This window comes from uncultured Bacteroides sp. (assembly GCF_905207245.1).
Lineage (GTDB): Bacteria > Bacteroidota > Bacteroidia > Bacteroidales > Bacteroidaceae > Bacteroides.
This window is the reverse complement of the sequence record NZ_CAJLKP010000021.1, coordinates 61,037-71,673: the sequence shown is the minus strand read 5'-3', so window position 1 is coordinate 71,673 and position 10,637 is coordinate 61,037. Positions and strand designations below refer to the sequence as shown.

The window sequence follows — 10,637 nt, the reverse complement described above, 5'->3', positions numbered from 1 at the left end:
CCGATGCCGCTCCAGTCGGTGGTCAGCGTAACCGTGCCGTGGTCCGGATGCGAGGTGTTGTAACTGGGGTCTTTCTTGTCGCAACCTGCAAGCAGTATCGCCGCAGCAACCAACCCGGGGGAAAGAATCAACAGAGTTTTGTGTAATTGTTTCATAAGCTCATTTATTAATAGGTACATTATATATAATAGGTAATCTCAATCCGCGATGCGTGTTCCTTAGGGGCAGCCGCACCGTCGTCACTCTTTTTTTCGTCGATGGAGGTTTTGACGGCTTCGGACAGTTCCGTCTTAATCACCTTTTCCATCATTTCCTTTTCTATGCGTGTCCGCTCCAGTTGGCGGGCCAGGCAATCTTGTTCGTGTATGCCCTTTGCTATGTAGCGCTTGCATTTCTGTTCCACTTTCCGGCAATGCAGAAATACGAATGTCACTATAGCCAACGAGCAAAAGGGAATCCCTAAAACGATAAGAAAAATGTAGTCATCCATAACGTTGTTTTTTATTGCGCAAGATAGGCACATGCACGCCGGAAAGTATTGCATTTTGTCCCAAGTTTGTGGCGTTTTGTCATTTTCTGCCACATTCCGGGCTTTTGGGCACAAAAAAGAGGCTGAATGAGAAGAAAATTCAGCGGTAGATAAGATAAAGTTCAGGCACGGACCACGCGGGTTCTACAGATAATTCTTTACTTTAATCCGTAGAAACCCGCGCAATCTGTGCCTGAAAGAATGGGATTGGTTACTTTTGAAACGTCTTGTTTTGAGTAGTGAAGAAAGTAGTGCTTCTTATTTTTCCTGAGACTTCGCCATCTTCCGGTACTCCGTAGGACTGATGCCATATTGCTTCCGGAACAGACGATAGAACGTGCTTGGTATGTTGAAGCCGCAACTGAAAGCTATCGCCTCAATCGTAAGTTCGGGATGACTGTCGAGCTTGCGTCGCGCCTCCTCTACCCTCAGTGTGCGCATATACTCCATGGGCGATTTCCCTGTGACGGCCTTAACGGCATCTGTCAATGCGTTTTTATTGGTGCCAAGTGCGGAGATAATATTATCGCGGCTGATGTCGGTGTCCGACAGATTATCGCCGGAGAGCAGATACTCCTGCAATCGGGCAACCAGATTCTGCTGTTCGCTGCAAGGTGCAAGTCCATCCGTGGCCCCGCCCGTTTTGCCGGACTCATCCGGTGAGGCTTCCGGTGAGGTTTTCAATCGGCGGGTGCCCGCCAACCGCGACAGCTCGTCTGCCAGCCGGTCTTGTTCCTTGATTCGCTCGTACAACTTGCGGTTTTTGAGGGCAATCATCCGGTTATAATAGAATGTGCCTGCCAGGAGCAAAGCGAAAATCAGGCAAATGGCAAGAGCAAAAAGGAGGTAGTGGAAATTGCGCTCTTTCTCGGCAATGTGTTTTTCCACTTCATACTGGATGCGAAGTTCGTCGAACCGGGCGTTGACCTCCACGTTTTTCAGCGTATCATTCGTAGCGATGATTTCGTCCAACAGACCGTCTGCCTCCCGGTAACGCCCCATCCGGGCAAGTATCTGCATCTTTATCCTCCGGAGCGAGTTCCGGTTGAAATCAGCCTCCGGCGTCCGGGTCATGGCACTGTCCACAGCGGCAAGCGCCTTGCCGTAGTCTCCGCGCGCCCGCAATATCAGCGCCCTTGCCCGCAGCAATTCAAAGCGGGATATGTCGTTATTGATGAGGCCTTCTATCTTAGCGAGGTAGGGTTCTGCCTTGTCATATTCGCGTATATCTATATAGGTATTCATCAACGCTATGTAGAGGTTGCCTCTGGCTTCGGGTTGGGCTCTGCCCGCAGCTTTCTCAAAACGGGCAATGGCATTCTCGTATTCGGGCACCAGTTGCAGCAGGTCGTCATACCGGTTCTGGGCACGCAAAACCGTACATAGAAACGCATAGGATTGCGTCAGGATATTGTCGTAGCCCGAAACTTCCCACAACAAGCCGATGCACTCTCTGAAGCACTTTTCTTCTTCTTTCCATCTGTCTTGCGAATTGTATACGATGCCCGTGGCATACAGTGCGGTTGCCATGCCCGCCTTGTCCTTGCGCTCTTTGGCACGAGCATACATCTTCTCCGCTTCTTCAACCGCCAGTTCGTATTCTCCCTTCAGGTTGTAGGCAGTTATGAGCTGCATGTGTATCTGATAATAGAACCTCCACAGTCCGTTCTCTATGTAGAAGTCCAGATAGGCGGGCGCTTTCTCTATCACCTTGTCGTGCTCGCTTCTGTTTATGTGAGCTATGATGGCATTTCCATACACCATACCCTGCATTTGTGCATTTCCTTGCTTTATGGCTTCGGCCTCAACCTGCTTGAGCAGCATCAGCAAGGTGTCCATCTTTTGGTCATCGGCAATTTCCGACATATATAGATAGTACAATCTGTTGTACGACCTCAGTTTGTCAATTCCTTCGGAATGTTCAATCACTTGCCGCAAAGAGTCTTTTTGACGTTGCAGGCTGTTTTGTGCTGAAAGAGGCGAGGCAAGACTTAAAAGGCTTCCCCATAAGATAGCTATCAGACCGGCTTTGTATTTCATAATAGTAGTACGTTGACGTGGGTTTGAAATTTATAGTTGACAAAAGTAGTGAAATTTATGAATTGACAAATGATTTACACAAGGAATTTATGAGCTGGCAGAGAAATACACAGTAATTCCTAAAAAATAAGCGTTGCTGAAATAGCTACACCCTTTCCCTCTTATGGCTACACCTTTTGCCCCGGATGGCTACACCATTCCAGGTAAAGGGTGTAGCCCTTTTTACAGCCTTTTATACCTGAAGTTTAGAGAATAGAATGTATCTTTGCATGATAGAAATAAAAGCGATATGAAACAGCCAAAGATAATAGTTGCCGGCATCGGTCCGGGCAGCGAACAAGACATCACCCCTGCAGTTCTGAATGCGGTTCGCGAAGCAGATGTAGTAGTGGGATATAAATATTATTTCCGTTTTATCCAGCCTTATCTCCACCCTGAAACAGAATGTATAGATACGGGCATGAAGCGGGAACGCACTCGTGCGGAACAGGCATTTGAATTGGCGGAACAGGGAAAAACGGTTTGCGTCATCAGTTCTGGCGACGCGGGGATTTATGGAATGACTCCGCTGATTTACGAGATGAAGCGGGAACGGAACAGCAACATCGAAGTGATTGCCTTGCCGGGTATCAGTGCTTTTCAGAAAGCGGCTTCACTGCTGGGTGCTCCTGTGGGGCATGATTTCTGTGTGATTTCCCTTTCCGATCTGATGACACCGTGGGAACGGATCGAGCGTCGCATCCGTGCGGCAGCCATGGCTGATTTCGTAACGGCTGTATACAATCCGAAAAGCGAAGGGCGATATTGGCAACTCTATCGATTGAAAGAGCTGTTTCTTGCAGAAGGACGCGCTCCGGAGACTCCGGTAGGTTATGTACGCCAAGCCGGACGGGAGGAACAGGAAGTGCATCTGACGACACTCGCTGATTTCAATCCCGAAGAAGTGGATATGTTTACGGTCATCCTGATCGGTAACTCGCAGTCTTATGCGTGGAACGGCAAGTTCATTACTCCCCGGGGATATTATAACCGTCCGGATAAGGATGAACAACCAACTAAAGGGATAGGTCAAGACATCATGATACAAAGTTTCCGGACCATTGAGTCGGAACTAAAGAATAAGAATATTCCTCTGGATCATAAATGGGCTTTGCTGCACGCCATCCACACCACGGCTGATTTTGAAATGGAAAGGCTGCTGTATACGGACAAAGGTGCTGTGGAAAAGCTTTATCAGAAAATAGCGGACGGCCGGTTGAAAACGATTGTTACGGATGTGACGGAGGCTGCCCGTGGGTACCCGGAAAGAGACTGACGTTGGTATCCGCAAAGGAGCTTTACAACGGCTGGGGGTAGAAGTGAAATGTTATCTTTCCGATGAACGGGTAGCGGCAATGGCAGCGGAAAAAGGGATCACCCGTACACAAGCCGGTATACGTCTGGCGGTGGAGGAACATCCGGATGCCTTGTTCGTATTCGGTAATGCACCAACGGCGTTGATGGAGCTTTGTGATCTGGTACGTAAAGGGAAAGCTGCACCAAGCGGTATTATTGCCGCACCTGTGGGCTTTGTACATGTACAGGAATCCAAGCACATGGTGAAGCCGTTCATGGAAATACCCAAACTGATAGTGGAGGGACGAAAAGGAGGAAGTAATTTGGCTGCAACGCTGGTGAATGCAATCTTGTGCTACAATGATGCGGAACAGTTAAGGCCGGGACGGGATGTTTAACGGGCGGAGCCCGTTAGTTACAAGCTACAAGCTACGGGTGACAAGTTGCTGCGCTATACTCGCTATCATACCGAAGGGTAGTGACGAGTTACGAGCTACAAGCTACAAGCTACAAGTTGCTGCGCTATATTCGCTATCACACCGAAAGGTACTCGTAGCTCGTAGCTTGTAGCTCGTAACTTATAGCTTGTAGCTCGTAACTTATAAATTCAATAATGATGATACGAAACTTTATTATTATAGGCATGGATGACAACCGGGAACCTTTCTTCCCGCCCGAAGTGCTGCGGCACATCCGGGAAGGAAAAGTTTTCTCCGGTGGCTTGCGGCATCGGGAAATTGTAGAGAAGTTACTTCCGGAAGGTGCGGAGTGGATTTCCATAACAATTCCACTGGACAACGTCTTTGCCCAATACGAAAACATTTTTGCAGACTTTGAGAAGAAGGCTTCCGATGCATCGATTGTCGTATTTGCATCCGGAGATCCCCTGTTTTTCGGCTTCGCCAATACGGTAAAACGAAAACTGCCCGATGCAAAAATACGCCTCTACCCGGCTTTCAATTCCCTGCAAACATTAGCGCACAGACTGGTGATGCCCTACGACGATATGCGTACCGTCTCCCTGACAGGACGCCCGTGGCAGGAACTGGACAAAGCACTCATAGAACGTGCCCACAAAATAGGCGTACTGACAGATCGGGAGCACACTCCTGCCACTATCGCCGCGCGAATGTTGGAATATGGATACAACTCCTACACCATGTACGTAGGCGAACACCTCGGTAATCCCGAACGCGAACGCATTCGCCGGATGAGTCTTGAAGAAGCTGAAAAAGAGATATTTGAGCATCCGAATAATTTGTTGCTCTGCTACGACACCCATAGCAAGGAAGTTCTCCTCCCTATAACTGAACAGCCCCGCCCCTTCGGTCTTCCTGACGAACAATTTGCTCATTTGGACGGACGTGCCCGCATGATTACCAAAGCTCCGATCCGCCTCCTTACCTTGCAGGCATTAGAACTGAATCGCCGCCGTGTCTTTTGGGACATCGGTTTTTGCACAGGTTCCGTCTCCATCGAAGCCCGTCTGCAATTCCCGCATCTTACGGTCGTTTCGTTCGAGATACGTCCCGAAGGAGAAGAACTGATGCGCATCAACTCCCGCCGTTTCGGAGCGCCGGGAATCACAGCCTTAATCGGAGATTTCCTGCAAACTGATCTGGAACCTCTCCCCCGCCCCGACGCTGTCTTTATCGGCGGGCACGGCGGAAAATTAGAAGATATACTGGTACGCCTGAAAGAAGTATTGCAGCCCGGCGGTTGCATCGTCTTCAACTCCGTGTCCGAAAGTAGTAAGGAGCTATTTCGTCAAGGAGTTCATGCCGCAGGAATGACCTTACATTCCTCCCTGCGTATCATCATCAACGATTTTAACCCTATAGAAATAATGAAAGCAACGATATGAAAACAGCTATTCTTTTAGTAACAGGCAACAGCCTCGCCCTGGCCGAGACACTGCACCAAGAAATGAACGACTCTGAAATATTCACACTCGAACATTTTCCCGATTGCACTTATATCTCATCCCTTTCCGATTTCATAGAAGAGAATTTTGACGAATATGATGCATTCATCTTCATTTGTGCCATGGGCATTTGTGTCCGCACCATTGCCCCCCATGTAAAAGATAAACACACCGACCCGGCCGTGATCTGCGTGGATAGCATGGGGCGCAATGCCATATCCGTATTGTCCGGTCACATCGGGCAAGCCAATAAAATCACCCAAGATGTCGCCCACATCTTAGGGGCGAATCCCGTCATCAGTACCTTGAGCGACAATAGCGGATTATGGGCTCTTGACACCCTCGGACAAGAGTTCGGTTGGGAAGTCTTGGTAGGTATGTCGAACGCATACTATGAAAATATAGAAATCCTCGACGAAGAAGAAGAAAGCGATGAAGAGGAAGATTACAATGAAGAAGAAGAGTACGGCGAAGATGAGGATGAAGAGTACGACGAGGACGAGGATGAAGAGTACGATGAAGATGAGGATGAAATTGAGGATGATAACAGTATCATACTTCAAATGAGGGACGGTACCAATTACAACGAGAGAACCAAGGAATTCAACGTCATCATTAACCTCTTCGTCAACAAATACCGTACCGCCCTGTTACTCGAAATCCGCGATGAAGGTACTGACTACCTGGAACGTACCCGACCCCAACACGTCGACGTCTATTACCATCGCAGCGACATGGATCTCAGCCAGTACAAACTGCTGATTATCGTCAGTCCCTTTATGTTCTTCGACCCCGCAATAGCCAACATACAGTATATTCCTAAAATATTGCATGTCGGCCTCGGGCTCGCACTCGATCCCCCCGAATTCGAAGAACTATTCGTCAATCTCGTTGTAGGCGCACCCGGTAAAAACATCTGCGGGCAAGCCATCAAAGAAGTAGCCACCATCGATGTGAAACGCAACGTAGAAGTGATAAAAAAATTGCAGAAACTGGTCGACGTCCGCTTCTATACGGCCGAAGAGCTGAGCCAGGTAGAAGTTCCCAATCCCAGCACCACCGTACAAAAGTACATGGGCACGCCCAGTGTATGCGAAGCAGCAGCCATACTCTCATCGCATCACGGTGTGCTATATGCCGAGAAATTCAAAGGCCTCAGCAACAAATCCACCTTCGCCATTGCCATCGAGAACGGATACCTGCGTCAAGGGCACATCGAAATCGTCGGCGCCGGTCCGGGTAATCCCGACCTTATCTCCGTGCGTGGAAGGCAAATGCTGGAGAAGGCAGATCTTATCCTCTACGCTGGCAGTCTCGTCCCCCGCGAACTGACACTGTGTGCCAAACCGGGTGCTACGGTACGCAGTTCGGCTTCTATGGACTTGGAAGAACAGTTTGCGCTGATGAAGAAGTTCTATGATGAAGGCAAATTCATAGTCCGCCTGCATACGGGCGATCCCTGCATCTACGGTGCCATTCAGGAACAGATGAACTATTTCGACCAGCACCACATGAGTTATCACATCACCCCGGGCATTTCTTCTTTCCAGGCTGCTGCCGCTGCGCTGAAATCTCAGTTTACCATTCCTGAGAAAGTGCAGAGCATCATCCTTACCCGCGGCGAAGGACGCACCCCCATGCCGGAACGCGAACAACTCCACCTGCTGGCACGCTCGCAAAGCACCATGTGTATCTTCCTCAGTGCCGGCATTGCCGAACAGGTGCAGGAAGAGCTCTTGCAGGAATATCCCGAAACCACTCCTGTTGCCGTTTGCTACCACCTTACCTGGAAGGACGAGTGCATCTATCGCGGAGAGTTGAAGGACCTTGCTAAGATTGTGAAAGAGAACAACCTGACGCTCACCACCATGATTGTCGTAGGCGAAGCCATCGACAACCGCGAAGGGCTTTCACGGCTCTACGCCCATGAGTTCAAACATCTCTTCCGCAAGTAAATGAACAATCAGTTGACGAGGAGACAAGGGGACAAGGGGCTGCGCTATATTTGCCACAATCATTCCGCATGGCCTTGTCCCCTCGTCAACTTGTTCCCTTGTTAACTACATATATAACTAAAACTTCAAATTATGATTCTAATATTAGGCGGAACCACCGAAGGACGCATCGCCGCCCGTACCCTTGAAGAAGCCGGAAAACCATTCTACTACTCTACCAAAGGAGACGAGCAGGAAGTAACTATGCACCACGGTATCCGCCTGCAAGATGCCATGGATGAAAAGGAGATGGAGCGCTGTTGCCGGGAACATAACATTCAATTATTGGTAGACGCCGCCCACCCCTTTGCCGAACAACTGCACCAAACCGTAGAGAAAGTAGCCGATACTCTGGATCTGTATGTCATCCGATTCGAACGTATTTATCCGCCACGTGACGAAGAACACATCACATGGTGCGATGATTTTGAAGATGCCATCCGGCAAATCAAGCAAGAAGAGATATTCACCCTCCTGGCACTGACAGGTGTACAAAGCATCGCCAAACTAAAGCCTCTCTGGCAGGAAAGCGCCTGTTGCTACTTCCGTATCCTCGATCGTGAAAGCTCCCGCCGCCTGGCTGAACTCGAAGGCTTTCCCGAGAAAAAACTGTATTACTACCATGCAGGTGAAGATGAACGCATCCTGATTCAGAAGTTGCGCCCCGAAGCCATACTGATAAAAGAAAGCGGACTCTCCGGAGGCTTCAAAGAAAAAGTGGAAGCGGCCCTTGCAGAAGGCATCCGTATCTTCGCCATTCGCCGCCCGGACACACCCGAAAGTTTCATCCCCGTAGACGGCGAACATGGTCTGCGCCGGATGGTAGAAAATATATTGCCCGACTTCTACCCCCTGCGTAGCGGACTCAGCACCGGAACTTGTGCCACCGCTGCTGCCGTGGCCGCCACCTGGGATCTTTTCAATCTCGAACGGCGTCCGCGCCCCGTAGTCTTTCCCGTCCTCCTCCCCAATGGCGAAACCATATACGTCCCCGTCGAAAAACAAAAATCCTGGCCCAACGCCGGCTCCCTGAATGGCAATTGGATGGCCGACGCTGAAGCCTCCGTCATCAAAGATGCCGGCGACGACCCCGACATCACCAACGGTATAGAAATCAGAGCCAACGTTGCCGTACCCTTTCGCATGGACGACCCGGAACCCGGAGACACACCGATAGATGACTATACGATCATTGTCTCCGGTGGCGAAGGTGTAGGCATCGTCACCATGCCCGGCTTGGGACTCGAAGTAGGCAGTCCCGCCATCAACAACACCCCACGCAAGATGATTGAGAACAATGTAAGGCTATTCCTCAAGCAACTGAAAGTTCCTAAACAACCCAATCCTTTTGTTGTCACTATTTCCGTGCCGGGTGGCGAAGAGATAGCCCGGCGGACTTTTAATCCCCGTCTGGGCATAGAAGGCGGCATTTCCATCATCGGAACTTCGGGTATCGTGAAACCTTTTTCTTCCGAAGCATTTATAGATTCCATCCGCAAATCTATGGAAGTAGGTCGAGCAACAGGAAGCCCGCGCATCGTCCTTAATTCCGGTGCAAAGAGTGAAAAGTATGTCCGAGGGTATTATCCCGAACTGCCTGTACAGGCATTTATTCATTACGGAAACTTCATTGGAGATACGATAAAGATTGCCGCAGATTTGGAAATCAAAGCGGTGACTTTGGGTATCATGATAGGAAAAGCCGTGAAGCTGGCAGAAGGCAATCTGGATACGCACAGCAAACAGGTGACAATGAATAAGGATTTCCTACGGGAAGTGGCTCTTTCTGCCGGATGCGGTGGAGAAACACTTGCAGTTATCGAAAAGATAACTTTAGCCCGTGAGTTATGGACATTGCTCTCTGCCGAAGACTTGCAAGCCTTTTGCTCCCGTTTGCTCGAACTATGCCATCAATATTGTGACCCGTTGTTACCTGAAGGAGAACTGACGATTCTACTCATTAGTGAAGAAGGGAAAATAATATGAAACATCCTCAAATAATTCTTGTCACCGGTGCTTCTTCCGGTTTTGGAAGAGTCATTGCTACGCAATTGGCTGCACAAGGACATATCGTTTATGGCTCCAGCCGGAAAGCATTATCCGATAACCCCGGCTTCAAAATGTTGCAATTGGATATTACTGATCCCGCATCGGTATCCAACGCCATATCTACAATTCTGGAAGAACAAGGCAGCATCGATGTACTTGTCAACAATGCCGGGATGGGCATCAGCGGAGCTATCGAACTCACTACCGAGGAAGAGATACAGCGCCAGATGAATACGAATTTCACGGGTGCCGTCCGTATGTGTGCAGCAGTACTGCCTTTCATGCGTGAAGCCGGACACGGACGAATCATAAATATCAGTTCCATTGCAGGCGTCCTTGCCGTTCCCTTCCAGGCTTTTTACAGTGCATCCAAGTTTGCGATTGAAGGGTATAGTGAAGCGCTTTATCAAGAAGTTAAGCCACTGGGTATACAAGTTTGCATAGTCGAACCGGGAGATTTCCAAACAGGTTTCACAGCGCAGCGGCAAGTATGTCAGACTTCCCTCTCCCATGCGCAATATGGGGAGAGTTTTGCAAAAGCCATGCGAAACGTAGAGCAATCTGAAAATAATGGTTGCCGACCAGAAAAGTTAGGCAAAGCAATCTGCAAACTGGTAAATAGCCGCCGCCCTGCTTTCCGCACAAAGGTCGGTCCATGGGAACAAGTATTCTTTGCACGCATCAAGCCTATGCTGCCGTTTAGTCTGGTAGATTGGCTGATCAGGAAATTCTATTAGTTAGTTACAGAGCTACAAGCTACAAAGCT

6 protein-coding genes and 1 pseudogene are annotated in these 10,637 nt (G+C 49.3%); 5 read left to right on the top strand and 2 right to left on the bottom strand.

The window, feature by feature from the left end; translation table 11 throughout:
* Positions 1 to 178 precede the first annotated feature (178 nt).
* Positions 179 to 490, bottom strand: a complete 312-nt coding sequence (locus tag QZ135_RS08920; protein ID WP_294608052.1) for a hypothetical protein — start codon at positions 488 to 490, stop codon at positions 179 to 181.
* A gap of 297 nt (positions 491 to 787) precedes the next feature.
* Positions 788 to 2,569 (bottom strand): helix-turn-helix domain-containing protein, encoded by a 1,782-nt coding sequence (locus QZ135_RS08915; RefSeq protein ID WP_294608050.1) that lies wholly within the window; start codon positions 2,567 to 2,569, stop codon positions 788 to 790.
* Between the two features lie 289 nt (positions 2,570 to 2,858).
* On the opposite strand from QZ135_RS08915, the pseudogene cobJ reads away from it, so the two are divergent.
* From cobJ to QZ135_RS08890, 5 genes and pseudogenes are all read left to right on the top strand, one after another.
* Positions 2,859 to 4,302 (top strand): annotated as a pseudogene (gene cobJ, locus QZ135_RS08910) (precorrin-3B C(17)-methyltransferase).
* A gap of 218 nt (positions 4,303 to 4,520) precedes the next feature.
* The gene (gene cbiE / locus QZ135_RS08905) at positions 4,521 to 5,768 is read left to right on the top strand and encodes a precorrin-6y C5,15-methyltransferase (decarboxylating) subunit CbiE (protein ID WP_294608058.1); all 1,248 of its coding nucleotides are present in this window, start codon (positions 4,521 to 4,523) and stop codon (positions 5,766 to 5,768) included.
* Positions 5,765 to 7,783 (top strand): precorrin-4 C(11)-methyltransferase, encoded by a 2,019-nt coding sequence (gene cobM / locus QZ135_RS08900; protein ID WP_294608048.1) that lies wholly within the window; start codon positions 5,765 to 5,767, stop codon positions 7,781 to 7,783. Before cbiE ends, cobM begins: the two co-directional genes overlap by 4 nt.
* A gap of 132 nt (positions 7,784 to 7,915) precedes the next feature.
* The gene (cbiD, locus tag QZ135_RS08895; protein WP_294608045.1) at positions 7,916 to 9,808 is read left to right on the top strand and encodes a cobalt-precorrin-5B (C(1))-methyltransferase CbiD; all 1,893 of its coding nucleotides are present in this window, start codon (positions 7,916 to 7,918) and stop codon (positions 9,806 to 9,808) included.
* Positions 9,805 to 10,608, top strand: a complete 804-nt coding sequence (locus tag QZ135_RS08890) for an SDR family oxidoreductase (RefSeq protein ID WP_294608043.1) — start codon at positions 9,805 to 9,807, stop codon at positions 10,606 to 10,608. The genes cbiD and QZ135_RS08890 overlap by 4 nt, the downstream gene beginning before the upstream one ends.
* The last annotated feature ends 29 nt before the right edge of the window (positions 10,609 to 10,637 follow it).